Source organism: Oceanobacillus oncorhynchi (assembly GCF_000821065.1).
In the GTDB taxonomy this organism is placed as follows: domain Bacteria; phylum Bacillota; class Bacilli; order Bacillales; family Amphibacillaceae; genus Oceanobacillus; species Oceanobacillus oncorhynchi.
Genome location: NZ_CDGG01000001.1, coordinates 171,326 through 195,840, shown reverse-complemented (window position 1 = coordinate 195,840; position 24,515 = coordinate 171,326). Strand labels below are relative to the sequence as shown.

Here is a 24,515-nt window from a genome sequence, read left to right as displayed (position 1 = left end):
ATTCGTAAAATACATATTAATTATCATTTTCATGAATCAAAGTTATAATGGATCCGTTAGAATAAAATCAATAAACTTCCTTCCTGCATTGGAAATATACTTCCCTTTCCTCGTGATAACCGCAAGCTTCCACATAATCGTCGGTTCCAGGTCAATAATTTGAATATCCTTCGTAAACAGACGATTACAGATAGACTCCGGTAATATCGTTACTCCTAAATCAGCGGCAACGAGTTCCGACATCAAATCCCATTGCATGCTCTTAAATAAAATTTTCGGTTCAAAGCCCGCTATTGTAAAGAAATGATTGCGGATAATTTGATTTAAAGCAAAATCTTCATGATAAAAAATAAATTCTTCATCCCTTAAATCCTTTACATTCACTTTCGAATAGGAAGCCAGCGGATGATCCTTTTGAACAATCAGCTTCATTTTCTCTTTCACAATCGGATAAACATTAAAAATGCGCTCATCTAAAGGAAGCACCGCCACACCAAGCTCAAACTCTCCCTCCTCCACACTTTTAACAACCCTGGCACCGCCATATTCGGTAATATCTAATTTGATATTCGGATAGCTGCGATGAAAATTCTTCATCACTTCCGGGAAAAATAGGCTCCCGATAAATGGTGGAAGACCGATATTCAGCTCTCCTACTGATAAATTTGTTAAATCACTTACTGTTAATTTCATTTCATCCACTAAGCTCGTTATTTTTTGTGTGTATTCCAATACCGTTTTGCCTGCGTCGGTTAAGTCCATTGTTTTATTTGTCCGGATGATTAGCGGGGTTCCTAGTTCTTCTTCTAGGGATTTGATGGACTTGCTTAGGGCCGGCTGAGAGATATGGATTTGTTCGGCGGCTTTGGTGATGCTTTTTTGGTTTGCTATTTCTTTGAAGTAGAGTAGTTGTTTTAGTTCCATGGGGTTCACCTCTTTGTTTTAGCTATAATTAATATATCATTTTTTAAGGAATCCATACTATTATACGGAACCAGGTTAATAACTAACTGACTTGGGAAATTTTATAAGACGCTAGATCACAATATAAAAAGGAATCACGGGAAGAAGCCTCTCTTAACTCCCCCGTAATTCCTTTAATGAGAAGCTGCTTATCAGCTTTATAAGCAGCTTCTCTACAAATTTTATTTTCTCATTCAGGTGAATGATATACTTACAAATCAATCACTTAAAGCTTAAATCGCCTTACCAATCCATTTAATTCCTCAGCAAGCTGGGATAATTGCTCGGAACTTCCCGCTACCTCATCCATTGCACCGCTTGTTTGTTGCGTAGAAGCAGAGGTCTGCTCAACACCTGCAGCTGCTTCTTCGGAAATAGACGCTATTTCTCCAATTGAGTCATTCATTTCCTGGGTATTCGCAGCAATATCAGCTAAATTACCAGATACCAGATTAATATTTTCTGCCATTTTTGATATGGATTCGTTGATTTCATTAAAGGTTTTTCCAGTCGTCGTGATTTGGTTGGTTCCCATCTCTACTTCTGTATAACCACCTTTTAAGGATTCGACGACAGCACTTGTTTCACTCTGAATATTCATTACGATATTTGTAATATCTGTAACTGAAACAGCCACTTGTTCCGCTAGCTTCTTAACCTCATCAGCCACAACAGCAAAGCCTTTTCCATGCTCACCTGCTCTTGCTGCTTCAATCGCTGCATTTAATGCAAGGAGATTCGTCTGATCTGCAATATCTTTGATCATGGAAACAAGATTTGATATTTGTTGGGACTGTTCATCCAGCCCTTCTACCTTTGCAACAGTTCCTTGAACAATCCGGTCAATTTTAGACATTTGATCTGTGGTAGCTGCCATTGCCTCGCTGCCTTTATTTGTCATTCCCAGCACTTCATTTGAATACTCTTGAACGCGTTCGCCATTAACATTGACTTCTTGTACTTTAGCAGAAAAGGTACCCATGATTGACGCTAAGTCACTAGCACTATTCGCCTGTGTTTCGGAACCTGCTGCCAATTCCTGCATCGTGATGGCCACCTGATCCGAACCAGATTTCACTTCATTTGCCGCCTGCGTTAATTCCTCACTTTGATTGGTAACTGTTTCGGAAACAGCATTTATTTGTGTGAGTAAGTCACGTGTGTTGTTTGCCATTTCGTTGGCGGCGTTAACCAGCTGTCCAACTTCATCTCTGGAATCGGTTTGTAGGTCTTCCTGACTTAAATCTCCACCTGCAATAAGCTTCATTCGCTCCATTACTGTTTTAATCGGCTTTGTAATGACTCCTGCCGTAATAATTGCTGATGCAATGCTGAGAATAACAATCAAAATCGAAGCAATAATAACAATGGTTAATGTTTGCTCTCCATTATCAATAATCCCTTCCCCGTGCTGATTTATCTCTTCTTCCGAATTCGCTGCCAGTTCCTCATATCCAGTCATAATTTCACGGACGATTGGAGTCAATTCATTGAGATTCTCTATGGCTGTATCTTGATCGCCGCTTTCATATACCGCAAACACATCTTCAGCAATTGCTGTTCGCCACTCGACGGTTTCGTTAATCAAATCATCAAATTCTGCCGTAACACCGACACTTCTTGCTAATTCTTCAAATTCGGTTCCTTGTTCCGTATATTCTTCAAAGCGGTCCTTCATCGTACTGTCTCCGCTTAATATATAACCACGGGCTGTTGATATCAGGTTGGCCATTGTTGTTTCCATGCCCTTGTTTGCAATTAATTGCTGAAGATCGTTTTCAATTATATTGGTCGTATCCTGATTGACCTGTTTAATAGCTGTATAATTATATATACCTAATATAATCACTAATAAAATAACCACCGAAAATGCAGCTATTACTTTGCTTTTGATGCTTTTGAAATTAAATATCTTTTCCATTGTTTTCTCCTTCTTTATATAAAAAATGGAACACTACGCAGTTATCTTCAAGCTGTACACTGGAGATTCTATTTATTTTTCTGAAGGGTAATAGCAATTTTACGTTTAAAATTGCTGTGTCAGAACCTAATAATATGTCTCGTGCGAAGATGTGCGGTTTTATACGTTTATAGCGTGGGGACTATGGCTGTACGTTAACCGATAGAGGTGATAGTGCCTTTTTTTATATCGGCTTTTCAGGGGATTTTTAAAGGGAGAAGTTGATAAATTTTGGAATAAATATACAGATATAAATACTAAACCGTTTTCTCATGATGCTCACAATAATTTGGTTTAAAGCAAAATTCTTATAATAAAAACCATTATTTTAATCTATAAAATTCGTGGAGTTAAATGCATCTGTTATTCATCTCGTCCCAGATAGTTCTGGCATGAAACTTAGGTACTTTCCTAAGTTAAGAATATATATAGGTTCTAATTTCGTATAATTGATAGAATACAAATTCATTATCCCTATATACCATCTCCATTATAGCATCTAAAATAAATGATAATACTTCTTTTCCTATTCCCTATTTTCTATGAAATAACATACAATAGCTTACCTTAGCATTGTAAAAGGATGATGCCACACTTATGAAATAAAGTTAATACGAGCACCCGAAAGAATTTTTCCACTTCCTAAACTAATTAAAAATAGCTATACTATTGATAACTATTTTTAAGGAGACAAATTAATTTGACTAGTTATGAAATCGAAGACTCGACATATTTAGATGAAATTGAGGCAAATGCAACTGGACACAGAATAAAATTCTTAGCTCGGAAAGCAGGCTTATCACAATCAGAATTAGCAAAATTATTAAAAAGAGATGAAAAAACAATTTCTAATTATTATTGTGGAAAGTCTCTGCCTGACAAAGTTGATTTAATAATACTTTCAAAAATATTAGGAACGGATTATGACAATCTTTTAGTATATAGAGGGGATTTAGAAGGTTATCAACGAATTGACTATTACTCAATAGAATACAACGGAAAAGAAAACGAAATTAATCACGAAGCCATCAGTCGGGCCACGAAGGAAAGTAAACTATTCGATCCACATACAAAAGGACGTTGTAATATCCACAATTTAGAGGAAGCTGGTTACTGCTTAGCGTTTTTTTGTTATTTAACTCAATTAGATATTAAAAAAAGGATGATGGACGCGTTGCTTTCAAGTGGAGGAGTTCACAGCATCTATATGCATCATATTTTTGAATTTGATCTTTGGCGAAAACTATCAAGTAAACAAAAGGATGATTGTAAAGCACAGTTTGCTATATGGCGCGGTAAGGATAGTTAAAATATGGAACCTAAACGCTATTTTCAGGATAAGCATTACTCATCGCATAATATTCATATAAAAATCTCCAGCCCAGACAGGGAGAACAAGCTAATCTGTCTGGGCTGGAAACATGAGTGTTCACTAATTATCGTTTTTTCTTTTCTTTTAATTCTACTAAAAATGAAACGACTGAATACGGTTTTATTTCCTCAGAAGCATCGACAGTCTCTTCCATTGCATTTATTGGCGTTACGTTCGATATATTGCTATCTTTAAATTTATCCATCAATTCGTTTATTGCCACAGATTGATAAGTCGGATTTTCCAATCGGATTATAAACTTCTCAGGGTAATAGTAAGAATTATAACAGCTGCTTACAAAATACTGATTATCTATTTCCAGCAGACTAAATCTAGTCTCCGTCAATGTAAGCTCCTGCCTCTTTGGTTGAATTTTATTATCAATTCGATTAATAAAGTAATTAAAGTCCTGTAATTGATAATAAATCGACGGAGATTCTTCATAACGCCTCCATTCAGTAACAGCCTCTTCCGAGAAGGCTTCATTCCCTATATTAATTGCAAAATTATATTGCATATTCTTATTTAATAGTTGGGCTGATGGGGTTTCCATCATTATATGCCCTCTTTTTGTAGTATCCCCTGAAGCTCTGCCAGGTCGATAAGCTAAATCTGGCTTACCTAAGCTATCTGTGGTTGCAAATAAAGTAATATATAAATCATTTTCTTTGTATTCATATTCTTTTGTATCCTTTGTATGAAACGTAATGGTATTATTTACGGTTTCAACGGAAACGATGCCATCAAATGGCTCTACATTTACAGGTTTTTCAGAATAGGTATTTTCCCAACCTTTTTGGCTTTGATTTGTTCTACGTATATAGCCAAATGGTAACGCAGCAGTTGCTTTACGAATCCGGCTACCTGTATTTATCTTTAATCTCATTCTATGATTCAATACCGTATTTATAAAATTCAAGTTTCCTCGGATACAATCATCTTCAGCAAGTGTGAAAGTGATAAGAAACGGAAATTTGACGGTTTTTGCTCCAGCTAATCTATCCTCCATATTATGAGGCAGCTGTATTTCTCCAAAGACTTTCATTTGCTGCATACCATCTGCTTTGTATACCTCTGCATTTTTGTAATCAAGTCTAATAGACTCGTCTCCATAAATTGGAGAATAATCATACGTATCGCCGGCATTGCCTTCATCATAAATAGAGATAAAATCCGTGATTATAGCTTCATTCCTCTCCAACACCAACTCATTTTCTTTAAAGGAGAGCGTCATATGTGAATTAGCTATTTCTTTTATTTCTGTTCTTACCAATTCTTGTGCCGAATACTCAGAATAACCAAAAGATAACACACGGTATCCTAAACCTGGTAATTCACACGCTAAGCGTATAGTCAGAATATAATATCCAGGTTCAGTAATATATCGATTACCCGCTGGTGTCTCTTCAAGTATATTCTCTCTGCTGTCTACATAATCTACTTTCTCAATAGTAAAATCTCTATCATAAAAATGAATATCTTTCCTTTTTGTTAGTACTTGAATGGTTTTATAACCCCGGAACTTATGAGGCTCCGTATTCAATAGAAGAATGTCTTCATTTTTTAGTTTTAAAGCTTCTGCCATTTGTTTCATAATTGTGTTTTCCATACTATCGCTAATTTCATTGGCTTCCTTTAATCGATGCCGAATATCTTCAGCAACAGAATCAGAAACACAGCCGGCCAAGCTATCATGCGCTTGTGATTCGAGCAGCTTTTTCCATGCTTTTAATAATAAACGATTACTAAAACGAATACCTAACTGATTGGCAATTACCAATATTGGCTCTATTCTTTTTATTAGCTTCTGTTCTAATTGATAGATTGATTGCTTGATATCCATTCGAACACTGCCAATTGTTTTATGAACTCGTGCCAGCACAGGAGAACGGAATTCTCCAACATACGTTTCTAAGTCTTTTTGTTTTATCTTTTCCAAAAAATCCTGATAACTGCTGACTTGATAATGATATCTTCCTAATTGGTTGATGCTTTTCACCTTCCCATTAAAATTTGTAATAATCGCAAGCTGGTCATTACCTGAGGGAATTAGTATATCTTCTGTGTCAGTAAACTTTTTGATAAAATCAACTGCAGGATCTAAACGTCCGTCTACGTACTCAGTGGTTGGTTCAAGAAGCATTCCTGTTCCATAACCCTGAGGCAGATTCAAAGCATAAATTTCTTGATGATTACCTAATCCACGCCATTTAAAATAAGGTGATTGAACGTGCTTGCCTAAATGAACACCTCTCCATAAAACCACATTATCTAAACCAGCTTCCTTCAAGATGACCGGAATTTGTGCATTAAACCCAAAAGTATCCGGTAAATAGCCAATTGGCATATAATCTCCATACTTCTTACTTTCAAAAACACCAATCATTGCATTGCGTAATATCGATTCACCAGAAGTAAAAAAAGCATCTGTCTGCGTATACCATGGACCAATGAATAATTGTTTTTGCTCAATCAATCGTTTAATATCTGTTAATCTTTCTGGATATAATTCAACGTATTCATCAAGTATAGAAAGCTGACCATCCAAAACAAAGCTGGCCTGCGGATTACTTAATAATTCATCAATAGCATCTGAAAATAATTGATCGCTCAAAACTAAAGCATCCATCGACGTAAAATACCATTCTCTATCCCAATGTGTATGATTAACAATGTGTACATTTGTCATTAGCTTTCCCACTCTTTTTCCCATTCTTCTTCATCAAAATCATCCTCATCCTCTAATTGATTTGCTTCAGCTAATTCCGGTTCTTTACGCAATAGTACCGTAGCAATCGCTACAAACAGAGAACCTACAGCAATTGATAAAATATAGACTGGCCATTTATCTACCGTAAACCAACCATAGAACCCGCTAATTGGAGCTTGGTTAACTGCTCCCAGACCAATAGCCATGGATGAGCCAATAGCAGAGCCAATTACCGTGCACGATATGACCTTTATAGGGCTCTCCACTGCAAAGGGAATAGCTCCTTCACTCACACCGACAAGCCCCATGACAACAGAAGATTTACCGGCTTCTCTTAACTCTCTATTATATTTTCGCTTTGCTATAAAGGTTGCCAGACCCAATCCAATTGGCGGAATAATAATGGCAACCTGTGCAGCCGTATTCGGACCATAAATACCACTTGTTAATAATGCCATTGCCGTCGTAACAGCTGCTTTATTTACCGGCCCGCCAAGGTCAAAACCTACCATTGCTCCAACAATTGCCGCCATAATAATTTGATTCCCGCCGCTCAAACCATTTAGCCAGTTCTCTAACCCCGTATTTAAGGAGGCAAAAGGCACACCGATAATATATTGAATAGCTAATAATGTTATCAAGGTGCCGAAAACCGGAACTAAAAAGACAGGAACAATCGAAGACATAGATTTCGGTAGCCGCACATTATTTTTAATCCATAAACATACATATCCAGCGATCAAACCAGCTGCTAAAGCTCCCAGGAAACCTGCCTCAATATCCTTTACCAGCATCCCACCAACTAACCCTGCTGCAATACCTAATTTATCGGATATAGAATATGCTATAAAAGCAGCGATAACTGGAAACATTAAATCTAATGCAATACCACCAAACCCATCAATATCATGTAAAAGGCGGATGATAACATTTCCGCTTTCAGCATAAGATTCATCCCAGATGTCTTGGATTCCAAACATAGAACCTCCAACACGTGAAATAGCCATAATAACTGCTCCTGCAATAACTAAAGGTATCATATATGATATCCCGGTCAATACATGATTTTTTATGTCTCTTGCAACATTTCTCATCTCTATCCCCTCTTTCTTTACTGATTGTCCACTAGTGCAAGAGCATCACTAATGACTTTCTCAGCATCTTTGATTGGTGCTGCCACAGGTACATGTAAAATTCTCTTGTGATCAAAACGTTCTTTATCTCTTACTTTTGTATCTACTGCAAAAATGACTACTTCACCAATATTGACATCCTTTTCGGTCAGTTCATTTTCAATCCCTGTTGCTCCTTGGGTTTCTACTTTTAGTAAATGCCCCATAGATTTTGCTGCTTTTTTTAACGCTTTTGCTGCCATATATGTATGTGCAACACCTGTAGCACACGCTGTTACTGCGATAATTTTTCTCTTCATAATCAATTCCTCCAATTAACTTAATATATTTACGATTTTTTGTTTATCCGTTTCCTTTTTTAATTCCTCTACCACATCATCGTCCATTAATTTCATTGAGATCTGCGATAGTAATTTTAAATGTGTATCCTTCCTGTCTTTCTCCGGAATAGCGAACATAATAACAACAGAAACAGGTTGATCATCTAAAGATTTCCATTCTACCGGAGTTTTTAATTTTCCCACAGCAATAGCTGCTTCCAACACTCCCTTTGATTTACCGTGAGGAATAGCAATGCCCCCTCCGACCCCTGTAGTCGATTGTGATTCTCTTTCTAAAACGGAACCGATGTATGCATCTTTATTTGTTAAAACTTGTTTTTCATTAATTTTCTCACTTAACTTTCTAATTACTTCCTCCTGTGTTTGAGCTTCCATATCTATTTCTACTTGCTGTACATTTAAAATTGTCGCTACATCCATCTTTTTCTTCCTTTCAAATATGTCCATACTTGTTGATAATCGCCCTTAGTCAATTTCTGTTGAACGGGATGATCAATAATTTCTAATAAAGCATCATATATTTGCTCCAGCTGTTGAGGTGATTCATCCTTGATACAAATAAAAAATACAAATTTCACTTGTGTTGTGCCCCAATTGATTGGATTAGCTAAACGTAAAAAGGCTATTTTCGATTGGTTCACATATTTAGGGTCCCCATGAGGTGTTGCAAACCTTCCAAACGATGTGAAAGATAAATTTTCTCTGTTTTTCACTGATTCTATTATCTCTGGTTGTACGATATCCCTTTGAGCTAATTCATCAACGAGATAGGTGAGAACATCATCCACCGAGCGTAAATCCTTATCTAAAAACAGTGTATTTGACGATATTAACTTTGCGAATGCTTCCTCTTGCTTATCATTTGATTTCTGTTTTTCATGAATTTCCTCTTGGATCCTTGCTTGATCATGAATGTCTAGCAATGGTGAAATTACTAATACCTTTCTATTTTCAATTTCTAGGTTCACCGTACTTAAAATCAAGTCTTCTATTACTTCCGTGTGAAATAGCTGTTGTACAGATAAAATCCTGGAAACCTCTAATTGAGAGAAATTTTTCCTCATTCTTGCCGCCAATAGCTGTGACGTTCCTTTTCCACTGTTACACACAATCAACACCTTTAACTTGTCTTCAGATAACTCTTCTATCCGTTCTTTATATGCCTGAATATGCACCGCTAAAAAAGCAACTTCATCGTCAGGAACTGAAATCTGAAAGGCTTTTTCGAGTCTGTCTTTAATATAAATTGCTTCTTCAAAGGAAATAGGAAAATGCTTCTTCACATCATCTAAAAACGGATGTTTGATTGGCAAATGAAACAATAATCGATTAACAGCCATTTTCAGATGACTTACTATTCCATCCAGAAGCTTTTGATCATAGGATGGAAGGAAATCACGAATAACAGTCAGCACCGTATCCTCTATTCCTGTTTCCGACTGATAGAACACAGCATCTTTCTTCTTTAATCGGTTATTATTGGACTCCAAGTGAATCCGGATATAATACAGTTCATTCTGTGATAAAGTAACTTGAAAGCTAGCTTCTATCAGCTGAATTAATAGTCTGGCTTCTTCCTGAAATTCCTCTGATAATTCTTCTTGTACAGGCTCTTTGAGATTCTTACCTTCTTTTATCCGCTCAATTGCAATGAGTAAATGCAATAATAACGATTGATATCCAAAATCGCTAAATACAAAATTGGTACGCTCTACAAATTCTTGTAAAACCTTATTTAACTGAATCAAACTATCTTTATTAAAAAAATCGCTTACAAAATCAGGGATGCTCTCTAACAAATGAATTAAATATTCCTCACGCTTTACGATATGCCAGTTCTGACCCCAAAAATAAAGAATTAAATCCAAGGCCAGCTTTCTTCTTTCCTGCTCCATTAAATTTAGAAAAGAACCCCTGCCTGGGATACGGTCAATAGTGACATTAAACAACTGGAATACGTTCGTTACTTCTTGTAAATCTTTTTCCATGGTCGATTTACTAACGAATGTAATATCCATTAAGTCTTGAAGTGTAAAGTAATCCGTTTTTTGTAAAATGTTGAAACAAAGAAATTGAATTCTCTCCTCACGCGTTTGAAGCCTATTTACGTTAGCTTTCTGATTAATCATTGAATAAATTTTCTCTCTATCCCCTCTTAAAAACACACCAACATTCGCCTTACGAATAAGTTCAACGTCACTTCCTTTGAATAAAGATTCAATGTTATTTAAAGATTGGGTAATGGTTTTATTAGATAATCCCATATACCTTGCAATTTGAGTCACTGTCGTTTTTTCTTCTACAAGCAAATATTTTATTATTTCTTGCTCCCTTATACTCAAATCCATTGTGATTCGCTCCCTCTATACTTATATCCTATTAGTAAAGCCAATTTGCGAAAACCCTTTCTTTTACATGAATGATTCATGTAAAAGGTGGGTTGTGGGTGATATGTAATGTTTTTTATTTAATATATAGTGCCCTTTTACGAATTGAATCGATAGATCATTTTTTTCTACTGGCTATCTTATCCATAGAGATTCTGAATACGGATAAACAGACGAATTCTAAAGGAATTGCTATCAATCGTCACCATTCTAGTCTTAATAATGCTTGTTTCACCCATAATAACCAATCTGGTATAATAATACATAATAGACGACAACTAGGAGTGAATAAAGTGAATAAAAAAAATATACATGTTGTTGGCGCAGTAATTATAAAAGACGATAAAATTTTATGTGCGCAACGTGGCGAATCAAAAAATCTGTCCTATAAATGGGAGTTTCCAGGTGGGAAAATAGAATCTGGCGAAACACCTCAGCAAGCGCTAAAGCGTGAAATTCAGGAGGAAATGGAATGTGATATTGCAGTTGGAAAAAAAATCGATCATACCGTATATGAGTATGACTTTGGAATCGTTCATTTAACAACTTTTTATTGTACCTTACAAAAGGGAAGCCCCATTTTAACAGAACATCATAGTATTAAATGGCTTTTTAAGTATGAACTTTCATCATTAGATTGGGCTCCAGCAGATATTCCAACTATTGAAAAGCTAGAAAACATGTAAAGCAAATTTCAAGGGAAGGAAGGAAAATATGGATCATTTTCTCCAAGACTTAAAGGATTCTTTATATAAAGGTTTTATTAATCAAAATAGCGAAAAAAGAGATAGCTATAAACCAAGATTATTAGTAAATAACCTACAGCGTAATGAAACTGTCTTATTTCCACTACTTGAAGAATTAGATAAATGTGAGTCGTTTATATTTTCTGTAGCTTTTATTACTGAAAGTGGGTTAGCTACTCTTAAATCCCACTTATACGACTTAAAAAGAAAAGGGATAAAAGGCCGAATATTAACATCAACTTTTTTACAGTTTAATCATCCCAACGCCTTTAAAGAGTTATTAAAAATTACAAATGTAGAGGTTAGATTAACAAATTTAAAGGGTTTTCATTCAAAAGGATATATATTTGATCATAATAGCTACTATTCATTAATTGTAGGAAGCTCTAATTTAACTGCACAAGCTTTAAAAGAAAATTATGAGTGGAATGTGCACTTAACTTCTCATGAAAACGGATCGGTCATTCGACATTTTAAAGAACAATTTGAAGATGTCTGGGCGGATGCTGTTATATTGACTGAAGAATGGATTATGGCCTATGAACAAAGCTATCAACCAGTTGATTTACAAGCTGCAACCAAGGTCATCGAACTACCGGAAATTTATGAAACAAACCCCTTAGAAGAAGCTTTAACGATTACTCCCAATAAAATGCAGCAGAATGCTCTAGAACAAATAGAAGCACTAAGACAAGAGGGACATGATAAAGGTTTAGTAATTTCGGCAACAGGAACAGGAAAAACATATCTTTCCGCATTTGATGTCCGTAGCGTTGCTCCAAAGCGAATGTTATTTATTGTTCATCGCGAACAAATCCTACGTAAGGCTAAATCTGACTTTCAACGTATCTTAGGAGGGTTAGATAATGATTTTGGGATATTATCTGGATCAAGTAAAGAAACAGATGCAAAGTATCTCTTTACGACAATCCAAACTATATCGAAACAAGAGACATTAAATACATTTGATCCGGAATTATTTGATTATATTCTTATTGATGAAGTACATAAAGCTGGTGCTAGTTCTTATCAGCGTGTGATTGATTATTTTAAACCAAAGTTTCTTTTAGGTATGACAGCAACTCCCGAAAGAACCGATGATTTCAATATCTATGAGCTGTTCAACTACAATATCGCTTATGAGATCCGTCTTCAAGAAGCCTTAGAAGAAGATATGCTTTGTCCCTTTCATTATTTTGGCGTAACAGACATAGAATACGATGGAAAATTAGTAGACGATACGACCATTGTATCTAATTTAATTACAGAAGAGCGTGTTAATCATATTCTTGAAAAAATCGATTACTATAGCTATTCCGGTGATTGCGTAAAGGGTTTAATATTTTGTAGTAGAAAAGAGGAAGCAAAAGAGCTATCTGAGGTTCTGAATAACAGAGGATTTCGTACAGTGCCTTTAACAGGGGCAGATTCTCAAGATTTCCGGCTACATCAAGTAGAGCGTTTAGAAAATGGGACCCTTGATTACATAATTACAGTTGATATTTTTAACGAGGGTATTGATATACCTAGCATCAATCAGGTTGTAATGCTAAGACAAACACAATCAAGTATTATTTTCATACAACAACTAGGCAGAGGACTACGTAAACATCCATCTAAAGAATTTGTGACAATTATTGATTTTATAGGAAATTATAAAAATAATTATCTTATCCCAGTTGCCCTATCTGGTGACAAATCACAAAATAAGGATAATATTCGTCGGCGTACTGCGGAAACAAACTATATCAAAGGCGTATCCAGTATTAATTTTGAAGAAATTGCAAGAAAACAAATCTTTAAATCCATTAGTTCCAGTAACTTAACTACTCAAAAAGTATTAAGAGATGCTTATATTGAGCTGAAAAATCGATTAGGACGTATCCCTTATCTAGAAGATTTTATTCATAATCATTCTATCGATCCAACAGTTATTATTGGAAAATATAATACTTATTATGCTTTTCTTGTAAAAATGAAAGAAAAAGTTCCTGCTCTTAGTGATTATGATCAACGTGTATTAACCATGCTTTCTAAAGAGCTGTTAGATGGTAAGAGACAACATGAACTTTTATTATTACAGCTACTTTTACAGCAAGGAAAAGTGAATAAGCAAGAATATATAAGCATATTAGAGGATAACAATTGCCTGGTCAATGAAAGCATCCTTGCATCTGTAGAAAAAGTAATGAATCTATCCTTCTTTACACAAGCAGACCTTAAAAAGTATGGAGAAAAACCAATCATCACTCTTTCAGTAGATAACGAGTATACTTTTAATAAAGAAGTACATCAAAATTTAGAGTCAAATGAATACTATAAAAAACTAGTATACGATATGGTCATAACTGGAATGGAACGAAGTAAAAAATATAAATCAAACAGCTTATTTACTTTAAAAGAAAAATACACGAGAAAAGACGCATGTAAGCTTTTAAATTGGAATAAAGATGAAAGCTCTACCATGTATGGGTACAAACCAAAGCATCAAACTTGCCCAATTTTTGTTACCTACCATAAAGACAATGAAGTAGAATCTAGTGTGGATTATGGAGATGAATTAATCAGTCCAAATGTTTTCAAATGGTATACTCGAAGTAACAGAACCTTGAAATCAGAAGAGGTTCAAAAAATCATTCATGCTGAAACGAAAGGGATAGATATTCATCTCTTTATCAAGAAGGATGATGATGAAGGAAGCGACTTCTATTACCTTGGACAAGCCTTGCCTAATCAACAAACTGTAGAGCAGGATAATATGCTAGATAAAAATAATAAAGAAATTCCTGTTGTTCATATGAATATGATTTTGAATGAATCTGTGGATTATGATTTGTATCGGTATATTACTTCGGGGGAGGAATAACAGGTATAAGCAGGGAGAAAATGATTAGTTAAAAGAATTAGATTTTAAAATTAGCCATAAAAGGATTTTCGTATTGATATTTGGAAAAATGTTTATGGCTAACTAACAATGTAGGGACTGGCATTTAATTTATGTATGGTCCTACGGACCATACATAAATTAAATGAGCCACTTGCCAACTCCACCAAATAACTTTAAACTCCTCGTTGGACCAACAACGTTTGACAGGAGGATATTAGGAGATGTTAGCAGTGGCACAAGTTAATTATATCAGAGAGTTTCGTTTTCCAGTCTTTCGACACTTTCAGGCCTACTACCTAACTGTCCACCAATTACTTGATGGAGTCCAAGACTCGCTATTGATGGCTTGGTTAGATCCTTATCAAACAGGATTTCCACCTGTTAGATTACACAACCTATACTCGGTCGCTCCGAAAGTTGAGTTAATAAATAAAGGTATGTAAAATCTCTTTTACAAATGCCCTTATTTCCGCCTACATCTCCCTTGTCAACTGCTCCGACATTAATTCAGCCTGCTCTATAACAATTTCAACTGCTTGCTTCTGTAAATCTGGCGGATAACCATATTTTTTTAACAATCGTTTGACAGTAACACGCATTTTAGCTCGTGCCGATTCACGTAAATTCCAATCAATACTCATATTATTTTTAATAGATTGTGTTAATTCATGTGCAATCATTTTTAATGTATCATCGCCTAATACTTGTTCTGCTGTTTCATGTGAAGAAAGTGCATCATAGAACGCTACTTCCTCTTTAATCATTCCTGTTTCTTCACCATTTTTATATGCAGAATCCATTTCTCTAGCCAATTGAATCAACTCTTCAATAACTTTGGATGTTTCAATAGTTCGTTTATTATACTTATTTAATGAATTAGTAAGCATTTCCGAAAATTTTCGAGCTTGAACAAGGTTACTACGTTGAACATTTTTTACTTTACCATTTAATAATCGATTCAATAATTCTACTGCTAGGTTTTTTTGTGGAATTTTTCGTACATCCTCTAAAAATTGGTCTGATAATATAGATATATCTGGATTCTCTAGACCTAATTCTTTGTAAACATCCACAATATCCTCGGAAATCACAGATTCTGAAATTAATTGATTAATTTGTGCATCCATTTGTGTTACTGTTTTCTTTTTGCTACCATCGCTGATTGTTTTTACAATACTTGCTTTTACTGCTTTGAAAAAACCTATTTCTTCATTTAGTTCTTCAGCATCTGGTATTGTTGCGCATAAAGCATATGCTTTTGATAATTCTGTCACAGTATTCAAGAAACGTTTCTTTTCATTTTCTCCAAGCCCCATTATATAGTCCATTGTATTAACAATTGCCTTAATACGTTGAGAAGATCTTTCATTTCTAAAATCAGAGTAGTCATGACCATGTAACATTTCTCTAATTAATTGGTATTTTTCCAACATCACATCAACAGCAAGTGCTGTATCTACACCAGCAGTTTTTCGATCATTATCTGTATATTGCTTTAATGCTTGTTTTAAATCATCCGCAATTCCGATATAATCGACAACTAGACCACCTGGTTTATCTTTAAACACACGATTGACACGTGCAATTGCCTGCATCAAGTTATGCCCTTTCATCGGTTTATCAATATACATCGTATCCATTGCTGGTACATCAAATCCTGTTAACCACATATCACGGACAATGACAATTTTTAATGGATCTTCATTATCCTTCATACGGCGTGCTAAAAATTCTCTTCGTTTTTTATTGCCAATAAACTGCTGCCAATCAGCTGGATCACTTGATGAACCAGTCATTACAATTTTGATAATCCCTTTGCCATCATCCTCTGAATGCCATTCTGGACGTAATGTAATGATTTCTTTATACAGTTCAATTGCAATACGGCGTGACATTACAACAATCATAGATTTTCCAAACATTGCTTTTTGTCGTTCCTCGTAATGTTGCACAATATCTTGCGCCATCTTTCCTACACGTGAGTGCGATCCTGCTACAGCTTCTAAACGTGACCATTTCGATTTCAATTTTTCTTTCACAGACTGCTCTTGATCTTCCGTAATTTCTTCATAATCCTTATCGAGGCTTAAATCTTCTGGCAAATCAAGAGGAATGACCCTTGATTCATAAAATATTTTAACAGTTGCCTCGTCTTCGACAGCTTGTGACATATCATAAACATCGATATACTCACCAAAAACAGCTGGTGTATTTCGGTCTGTTGCTTCTACAGGCGTTCCTGTAAAACCAATAAAGGAAGCATTAGGTAGTGCATCACGCACATATTTTGCAAAGCCGTATTTCATTTTACCTTCACGATCCACCTGCTGTGACATGGAAGCTCCAAATCCATATTGTGAACGATGTGCTTCGTCTGCCATTACAATAACGTTTGTACGATCTGTTAAGCAAGGCATCTCTCCAGTATATTCATTAGGTGCAAATTTTTGTAATGTTGTAAAGATAATACCACCAGATTCTACACTTAATAATTCACGTAGGGCATCACGTGAATCTGCTTGATTTGGAGTTTGACGTAAAATCTCCTTCGACATAGAAAATGTTCCATAAAGTTGATCATCTAAATCATTACGGTCTGTTAAAACCACCAAAGTTGGATTATTCATTACCTTAATCAATTTACCAGCATAAAATACCATTGATAAGCTTTTTCCTGATCCTTGCGTATGCCATATAACACCAATTTTATGACTTCCACCTTCAGCAGTAGCAACCTTTGCCTTTTCGACAGCTTTATTAACCGCGTAATATTGATGGTATGCAGCTAAAATTTTAAATATATCTACACCATCTGTTTGGAATAAGATAAAATATTGAATAATATCTAATAAACGCTTAGGTTGAAGCATTCCATAAATCATTACTTCTAACTGCGGCTCTGCTGGACTAGCCAAAGTTTCTCCATCAGCTGTTCTCCATTTCATAAAGCGATCCTCATTAGCTGTAAGCGAACCCACCCTAGCATTAACACCATCACTTGCAATTAAAAAAGCATTATACCGAAATAATGTAGGGATAGTCTGCTTATACGTTTGCAGCTGATTATAAGCATCTGAAATATTCACATCTTCATTCGTCGCATTTTTTAATTCCATCACTACAACTGGTAAACCATTCAGAAAAACAATAATATCTGGACGTCTATTCGCCTGTCCTTCTATAGTTGTAAATTGATTAACTGCCATAAAATCATTATTTTGCGGTGTATCAAAATCAAATACGGAGACAGAAACTGTAGGATTATAACCATCTTTTCCTTGTCTTTGAATTTCAATGCCGTCTGTTACCAGCTGGTGGAATTGCTTATTATTTAATATGAGATTAGGAGAAGCATTTGCAATTATCTTTTGAAATGCTTCTTCAATAATTGTTTTATCTAGTGTCGGATTAATCCTTTGTAAAGCATCCCGTAAACGATCAATTAACACGACATCCTGATAGCTCCCACGCTCTGGAGAAATACCCTCCGGAGCAATATCAGGACCTTCCACAATTTCATAACCTAACCCTTCTAACCATTCAAGCGTTCCAACTTCCAATTCAGATTCATTGTATTTAAACATGGATTATACCTCCAATGCTTCAGATATTTCGACTTCTCCTGATAAAAGTTTGGGGAGAAGATTATCACGTAGTTGGGATAATTTTTTATTTTCCGTTCTTAAGACCTTTATTTTTTCAACCATATCGACCACTTTTAAACTGTATAATTCAACTTGCTCCATATCTAAAGCAATTTTATAATCTAAAGCAATAGTTGGCGTTACTCTTTGTCTACTATTTGTAGACCCTGTTGCATTAGAAATCAAATATTCATTGAATTTATCAGACTTACATAGATTATATATAAAAGCATTAAGATTTCTGGTTTCACTCTTTAAAACTACAAACTCACTCGAAGCTACATTTAAATAATTTTCAACAATATTAGTTAACCAGATACGTGGAGTCCTCGGATTCATTTTCGAAAAAACTACACAATTATCTTTTAAAATCCATTTATTACTTTTGATACCTGAAACTTCATCTATTGTGGGAGTTTGTCCATTGTCAAATGCTGGTAAACTAAAATGGCTAATTTTTTCTTCAGTAGTCTTTTCAGGATTAAAAGTCAACTTGAATAATTCAGTTAATTCGTTTAATTTATACACTCTCCATCCTTTAGGGATCTCTCCCAACTCACTTTCTACCATTTCCCCTCCACTAGATTTATACGGTTGACCTTGTTCATTTGGAAATTCAAAATCGATAAACCAATGTTTGAAAAGGGTTTGGGATAGTTGTTCTAAAGTGTTGATTATTTCTTTATTAGATTCAATTTTAGCATCATAAAGTGAAAGTGTTCGACCAATCTTCTTTTGATAATCCAAATCGGGTAAACTCATATTATATTCTAAAATAGATTGTTTTTGAGCTCTTTGTCTACCCGAAGTCCCTGTCATCGATTGAATAATAACCTTTCTTATGTTAGGATGACGCATTAAATAATAAACAAATTGAGAATCTCCTCTCCCCTCTTTTGCCCGAATAACAAAAAACTCAGTTGAACCAAAGGCTATTTCATTATCTTCTAAAATATCTACGTAAGCTGTTTTTCCATTTTCTAAACATGGAGTAATACGCGCAACCAAAGTATCACCATTTTGAAATTTTGAACCATTTTTAAACTCAGTTAACTCATATCCTTGTATTTTCTTGACATATTCATCAATATGCTCCATAGCTACTTTCTTAGAAACTAATCCTTTTTTCAAACTTAACCTTGGGTTGATTTCTAAAATGGTCTCTAGGGAAGCCTCTCTAAATATCATAACCAGCTCCCCCCAACACTCGGCGAATTTGTTCTTCTAACTCTTTTGATTTCGCAAATTGCTCAGATAGCTCACTTGTTAAACTCTCCATTCTTTCCTCAAACAGTTCCCCATCATCTTCTTGCTCTGCCAACCCTACATAGCGTCCAGGAGTTAATATATAATCATTTTCTTTCACTTTTTCTAAACTGATTTCTTTGCAAAAACCTAATTCATCTGCATATTCTTGATCATTCGTACCACGCCATGTATGAAATGTATCGGCAACCTTTTTAATATCTTCTTCACTAAATTCTTTATGTGTACGATCTGCCATAAAACCAAGATTACGTGCATCAATAAATAAAATATGATTATTACGACTACGCTTACCAGTTCTCTTTTTATACTGGGATACAAACCATAAACATACCGGAATTGGCGTAGAATAGAATAACTGTCCGGGCAAAGTAACAATACACTCTACTCGATCATTTTCAATTAAATTTTTCCGAATTTCACCTTCCCCACTTGTATTAGAAGACATGGAGCCATTTGCCAAAACAAATCCTGCTGTTCCTGCCGGTGCTAGTTTTGAAACCATATGCTGCACCCACGCAAAGTTCGCATTACCTTTTGGCGGAATACCATATTGCCAACGAACATCTTCTGTTAACTTCTCTCCACCCCAGTCACTTATATTAAATGGTGGATTTGCTAAAATATAATCCGCCTTTAATCCTTTATGCAAATCATTATGGAATGTATCAGCATGATGATCACCTAAATTTCCATCAATCCCACGAATAGCTAAATTCATTTTACAAAGTTTCCATGTAGTAGGATTCGATTCTTGTCCATAGATGGATAAGTTATCAAGGCGACCTTGATGTTCTTTTACAAATTTGGATGATTGCACAAACAAACCTCCAGAACCGCAAGCAGGATCGTATACACGGCCTTTATATGGTTCTAACATTTCAACTAACAATTGCACCACAGTGGATGGAGTATAGAATTCTCCACCATTTTTACCTTCTGCACTTGCAAATTTACTTAGAAAATATTCATAAACACGTCCTAACACATCTTTTTGACGGCTTGTTTCATCACCGACCTTGAATGAAAATAAATCAATTGTTTCACCTAGACGTGTTTTATCCAATTCTGGGCGTGCAAAAGATTTAGGAAGGACCCCTACAAGTTGAGGGTTTTCTTTTTCAATTGCAACCATTGCTGCATCAACTAGCTGACCAATTTTAGGATCTTTTGCATTATCTTTAATAAAGGACCAGCGCGCTTCTTTTGGTACAAAGAATACGTTTTCAGCTACATATTCATCTCTATCTTCTTCATTAGCCAATTCATCAGCTTTTAACTCTTTATATTTTTCTTCAAACGCATCAGATACATATTTTAAAAATAATAAACCTAATACAACATTTTTATATTCACCGGAGTCCATTGACCCACGTAATTTATCTGCCATTCTCCATAACTTTTCTTCAAAACCTATATTTGCTGTAGCCATAATTCTTCCTCCATCATCTACTCTCTATATTTATCTTATCTTTATTTTCTCTCATCGTATAGTGTGAAAACGGAAAATACTAACCAATTCCAGTACTATATACTTAAATCATTTGAATAACTTTCTGATTTTCATAAATAGCACTGATTCCTCAAACATCCATTCAAAAATCAATACACTTTATCAAATTCTTTCTTTAAATGAGTATAATCAATTGCATAATCATCATCAGAATCGCCAACTTTTTGTTTTTGAAGCTCATTATCGAATGGATAACGATATAACGTTGATTTTTTATCCATATCGTGTAATTCTAAAATTGCTTTACGAGTATTTTTAAGAAGCTTATCATCTTCTTTTACGTCATCAGAATAATACTTTCTAATAATTGTATCTGCTTTGGACCAGAGACTTTCCAAGCTATGTCCATTTAATTTATCTTTCATTTTCTCTATTTTCAAGTTTTCCATTAAAAACTCTGTAATTAGTATTGCTTTTAATAATCATTCAATAGACTGTCTAAACATATATAGGGTTGAATTAATTAATTTATCTCCATTTTCTTTGAAATAAATTGAATAACTCATAAAATCTTGATTTGGATATATCCTTCTTCTCCAATTTGGATTACGCATTTTGTCTGATTTCAGGATTTCTTCGGAATAATTTATACATAATCTCCCTCCCCGTTCATTTTATTTATCTTTAATGTTAATTCATAATCTTTGTGAATGTTTTTCCTAATCCCATCTCTGTAAAAGCTTTTGTTTTATTAGTAATACGCTTTTCTTCCAATTGTTTAATCTGCTCTTGCAATCCCTCTTCAATATGTTTATATTCCTGAACGATTGACCGCTGCTTTTCTATACTAATTATAGGTATAGGCACGTTTTTTACATCTTTAATAGGTAAATTTACAACTGTTGTACCTACCATTTTTGATTGCAATAAAAACTGTATTGGAGGTGATTGTAAATACAATGCAATAAATTCAGAATCATATTGTTTAGAACATCGAATTCCAACAAAGTTTTGAGACAATAATACATCTTCTCTATCAGATGTAAAAATGGCTATCTTTAATTGTCCTCGTATAGACAGCACAATATCGTTTTGTTCCATACGATAATTCTCTACCTTTGTACGTCCTTCTACTTGATAACGTGTTAAATCATTACCATTAATTCTATCTCCTTGAATATCGGCAATTTTCACAAGTGCGAAATTTCCATCATTTGCTTGTGTTTTAGGAAGTGCATTATAACCACGATATATCTGTGCTATTTTTTGAAGTTCTACTGTTTCTACTGTTTCCAGTTCATTTAGTTTAATTTCTAGCTCGCCGTATCCTCGCATAGCCACTGTCGTATCCATAATATAAGAACTTGGTAGAAGATTAGCCTCCTGAATATCACTAATTGATAACATCGTGGATACTCCCTTTTTTTCTTCTCCAGAAATAATAATATGATTTAGAAACTCTACTTCATTTGGCCTCAATTTAGTTCCTACCCTACTGTTTTCCCCTAATTTCGTTGCATTAATTAATTGAATAAGGCCTCTACGTTTATTTGTTTTATTCTTATTTATTAACACTAATGCAGTCGATATACTTGTTTGAGGAGTCCATAACCGTTTAGGAAACTCAACAATGGCTTCAATAATATCAGATTCTATTAATCGTTCTCTTATTTTTTTATCAGATACACTGCGAGTCAAAGCTGATAAGGGTAAATAGAAAGCTCCTTTTCCTGTATCATTTAAAGCATGTAGGCTGGCTATAACAGGACTCCATTCCGGATGTGACTTTCCTGTTGTTCCAAAATAAGAATAACGATTTTGTTTATCTTTTTTCATTGCTTTATATTCTTCATCTGTAAAACGTACTTCAAAATGTGGTGTGTTATATACAAAATCGGCTTGATGTTGTATTATTCCCTCCATCAAAATACTACGTGGGTCCATATTCTTTTGTATGTTTTCTTTTAACATTAAACGTAACTCTGCAATAACAAAATTGGCAGAAAACTTATCTTGTGCATACACAGCAATATCTGCTTGTTTTTCTATCAATGATATCATTTCATCACCAATACCAACTTCACCACTAAATATAATATGTTTCTTAGATAAATTAAGATAATTTCTTACAATATCATTTTGTTGAGTAGTTGGTCTTATTAATGTTTTTCCACCTTTTATAGACCCTAAATATTCATCAATAATTTTTGAGGGATCAAATTCTTCACACAATTTAGCCATTCGTAAAAGTATGTTGATAAAATTCTGTAGTTGTATTGTATCCACTACAGTTTTTAATTCTTTAATTAAATACATTTGGGACTGTTCATGTATTGGAAGTTCTTTAATTTTATTAATCAATTTTTCAAGAGTATTATCTGCTATTCCTACTTTACGTAATTCTTCACTTCCAAGAATAGGAAGCATTACAATTAGAGATATGTAATTACTCTTTGTATCAACTTTTTTTGTTTGTTCAATGATATGCTTTAAATCACTCTTCATATCCATCACCCTTTTAGTTAGTATTTATTATACTAAATTTAAATTGGTATTATAACTTAACACACAAAAACTATATTGTAAATACTAACTTTCTATTAAAAACGTCAACCCCTTACAATGTATGCAGGAAATAAAAGAATCCCATACAAATTGAGTATAATGAATAGTTTTATACTTGCGCAATCTTTTTTACCTCCTTTTGATCGTAAGTGAATTCAATGGTTACGTTTTGGGATTAACTACATTTTATGTACAAGAATGATATTGGAGTAGCAAGAATATAAAAATAAAAATCTTCTATTCTTATTCTAATTTATCAAGATAACTGTCGAAACGGAGGTTACACCTATCTTTTATATAATGGACTGCAAGTTGGATTATGTGTGTAAATCAATGCTGGTCCAGTTAGTTCACCAATAATCAATCCATCCAGATCATCTGCATAACCTTCCTTCGTTAATTGCTCAGACCCTAATTCACCGACTTCTTCGCCAACCGTTGCCATGAATTTCAATGTACCGTTGATATCTGCGTTTTCTTCTTTGGTTTCGATCATAGAGATTGCTAAAGCTGCCAGACCAGATTTCATATCTGTTGAACCTCGCCCGTATAATTTATCCCCATCGATTTCCGCTGAAAACGGCGGGTATTTCCATTCGCTTTCATCACCAGCCGCTACTACATCTTCATGGTCGCTAATACCCAATACTTTACCGTCACCTTTTTTGTATGTGGCTACCAGGCTTTCACGACCTTCACTATATTTTACCTTTTCAGATTCTATTCCATGTTTTTGGAATAAATCTGCTAAGTAATCCGCTACTTCGGATTCATTATCGTTTATCGATTTTATTTTTATGATATCTTGTAATACTTTAATACGTTCCTCTTTATTCAATGTATGTTTCCCCTTTTGTTGATATACTGATTCAAATACCCAACGGATAGCAGTAAATTTATAAGGTTGTCAGTCTTAACATACAATACCCTTATAATGAAAAAAGTATTCCGATACGGGTAAAAACGAATGATGTACAATATCAGCTAAATCACTTTCAGAACTTATTACAATAAGAAAGATCCATTTAAACAAAACAAAAAGCTGCCGGTTCCCTCGACAGCTTTTGTTTACCTTTATTAACCCTCTT

16 protein-coding genes are annotated in these 24,515 nt (G+C 34.6%); 3 read left to right on the top strand and 13 right to left on the bottom strand.

Annotated elements, in window-relative coordinates; all coding sequences use genetic code 11:
• Window positions 1-42 precede the first annotated feature (42 nt).
• Window positions 43-924 (bottom strand): LysR family transcriptional regulator, encoded by an 882-nt coding sequence (locus tag BN997_RS00900; RefSeq protein WP_042528823.1) that lies wholly within the window; start codon window positions 922-924, stop codon window positions 43-45.
• A 265-nt stretch (window positions 925-1,189) separates the two neighbouring features.
• Complete coding sequence (locus BN997_RS00895; RefSeq protein ID WP_042528821.1) at window positions 1,190-2,884, bottom strand: methyl-accepting chemotaxis protein; 1,695 nt, start codon at window positions 2,882-2,884, stop codon at window positions 1,190-1,192.
• Between the two features lie 739 nt (window positions 2,885-3,623).
• Here BN997_RS00895 and BN997_RS00890 point away from each other — a divergent pair.
• The gene (locus BN997_RS00890; RefSeq protein ID WP_042528819.1) at window positions 3,624-4,232 is read left to right on the top strand and encodes a helix-turn-helix domain-containing protein; all 609 of its coding nucleotides are present in this window, start codon (window positions 3,624-3,626) and stop codon (window positions 4,230-4,232) included.
• Window positions 4,233-4,359: 127 nt separating this feature from the next.
• On the opposite strand, the gene BN997_RS00885 is transcribed toward BN997_RS00890, so the two are convergent.
• The 5 genes from BN997_RS00885 to BN997_RS00865 are packed head-to-tail and all read right to left on the bottom strand — an operon-like array spanning window position 4,360 to window position 10,827.
• Window positions 4,360-6,984, bottom strand: a complete 2,625-nt coding sequence (locus BN997_RS00885) for a glycoside hydrolase family 38 N-terminal domain-containing protein (protein WP_042528817.1) — start codon at window positions 6,982-6,984, stop codon at window positions 4,360-4,362.
• Complete coding sequence (locus BN997_RS00880; RefSeq protein WP_042528815.1) at window positions 6,984-8,099, bottom strand: PTS fructose transporter subunit IIC; 1,116 nt, start codon at window positions 8,097-8,099, stop codon at window positions 6,984-6,986. Before BN997_RS00880 ends, BN997_RS00885 begins: the two co-directional genes overlap by 1 nt.
• A gap of 17 nt (window positions 8,100-8,116) precedes the next feature.
• A complete protein-coding gene (locus BN997_RS00875) occupies window positions 8,117-8,437 on the bottom strand; it encodes a PTS fructose transporter subunit IIB (RefSeq protein ID WP_042528813.1) in 321 nt (106 codons plus the stop codon).
• Window positions 8,438-8,452: 15 nt separating this feature from the next.
• A complete protein-coding gene (locus BN997_RS00870) occupies window positions 8,453-8,899 on the bottom strand; it encodes a PTS sugar transporter subunit IIA (protein WP_042528812.1) in 447 nt (148 codons plus the stop codon).
• Window positions 8,890-10,827 (bottom strand): BglG family transcription antiterminator, encoded by a 1,938-nt coding sequence (locus BN997_RS00865; RefSeq protein WP_042528811.1) that lies wholly within the window; start codon window positions 10,825-10,827, stop codon window positions 8,890-8,892. The genes BN997_RS00870 and BN997_RS00865 overlap by 10 nt, the downstream gene beginning before the upstream one ends.
• Window positions 10,828-11,159: 332 nt before the next feature.
• Here BN997_RS00865 and BN997_RS23405 point away from each other — a divergent pair, with 332 nt between their 5' ends.
• Together BN997_RS23405 and BN997_RS00855 are read left to right on the top strand one after the other, a co-directional pair.
• On the top strand, window positions 11,160-11,552 hold the full coding sequence (locus BN997_RS23405) for a (deoxy)nucleoside triphosphate pyrophosphohydrolase (protein WP_042528809.1): 393 nt from the start codon (window positions 11,160-11,162) through the stop codon (window positions 11,550-11,552).
• 28 nt (window positions 11,553-11,580) lie between these two features.
• Window positions 11,581-14,478 (top strand): DEAD/DEAH box helicase, encoded by a 2,898-nt coding sequence (locus BN997_RS00855; RefSeq protein ID WP_042528806.1) that lies wholly within the window; start codon window positions 11,581-11,583, stop codon window positions 14,476-14,478.
• 494 nt (window positions 14,479-14,972) lie between these two features.
• Here the strand turns inward: BN997_RS00855 and BN997_RS00845 are convergent, their stop codons facing one another.
• From BN997_RS00845 to BN997_RS00820, 6 genes are all read right to left on the bottom strand, one after another.
• The gene (locus BN997_RS00845) at window positions 14,973-18,083 is read right to left on the bottom strand and encodes a type I restriction endonuclease subunit R (RefSeq protein ID WP_042528802.1); all 3,111 of its coding nucleotides are present in this window, start codon (window positions 18,081-18,083) and stop codon (window positions 14,973-14,975) included.
• 3 nt (window positions 18,084-18,086) lie between these two features.
• On the bottom strand, window positions 18,087-19,331 hold the full coding sequence (locus BN997_RS00840) for a restriction endonuclease subunit S (RefSeq protein WP_042528800.1): 1,245 nt from the start codon (window positions 19,329-19,331) through the stop codon (window positions 18,087-18,089).
• Window positions 19,321-20,841, bottom strand: a complete 1,521-nt coding sequence (locus tag BN997_RS00835; RefSeq protein WP_042528798.1) for a class I SAM-dependent DNA methyltransferase — start codon at window positions 20,839-20,841, stop codon at window positions 19,321-19,323. The genes BN997_RS00840 and BN997_RS00835 overlap by 11 nt, the downstream gene beginning before the upstream one ends.
• Window positions 20,842-21,011: 170 nt before the next feature.
• On the bottom strand, window positions 21,012-21,311 hold the full coding sequence (locus BN997_RS00830) for a hypothetical protein (protein ID WP_042528796.1): 300 nt from the start codon (window positions 21,309-21,311) through the stop codon (window positions 21,012-21,014).
• Between the two features lie 241 nt (window positions 21,312-21,552).
• Window positions 21,553-23,367, bottom strand: coding sequence for an N-6 DNA methylase (locus tag BN997_RS00825; RefSeq protein ID WP_042528794.1), 1,815 nt, complete (start codon window positions 23,365-23,367; stop codon window positions 21,553-21,555).
• 346 nt (window positions 23,368-23,713) lie between these two features.
• A complete protein-coding gene (locus tag BN997_RS00820; RefSeq protein ID WP_084612798.1) occupies window positions 23,714-24,265 on the bottom strand; it encodes a M20/M25/M40 family metallo-hydrolase in 552 nt (183 codons plus the stop codon).
• Window positions 24,266-24,515 lie beyond the last annotated feature (250 nt).